The 316-nt window shown below is 50.0% G+C and carries 2 tRNA genes; both read right to left on the bottom strand.

Features of this window, described 5'->3' with window-relative positions:
• Positions 1–16: 16 nt before the first annotated feature.
• Positions 17–93, bottom strand: a tRNA-Met gene (locus BCU75_RS18585).
• A 67-nt stretch (positions 94–160) separates the two neighbouring features.
• Positions 161–236, bottom strand: a tRNA-Gly gene (locus tag BCU75_RS18580).
• Positions 237–316: the final 80 nt, after the last annotated feature.

Here is a 316-nt window from a genome sequence, read left to right as displayed (position 1 = left end):
GCGCTTAACTGTAATGTGGTTGCGGGAGCCGGATTTGAACCGACGACCTTCGGGTTATGAGCCCGACGAGCTACCAAACTGCTCCATCCCGCGTCCGGATGCATTGTTAAGTACAATGAGACTTGACCATATTCTTCAGTGCAAAGCACGAGAGAGAATTTGGAGCGATACATCGGGTTCGAACCGATGACCTCAACCTTGGCAAGGTTGCGCTCTACCAACTGAGCTAGTATCGCATTAGTTAATCGCAGCTCTTACTGCCTTGGGCAACTCTTACCGCCTTGAGCAACAGATAGCGCTTAACTGTAATGTGGTT

This window comes from Vibrio splendidus (assembly GCF_002873455.1).
Taxonomy (GTDB): Bacteria; Pseudomonadota; Gammaproteobacteria; order Enterobacterales; family Vibrionaceae; genus Vibrio; species Vibrio splendidus_J.
This window is presented reverse-complemented; position numbering and strand designations above follow the sequence as displayed.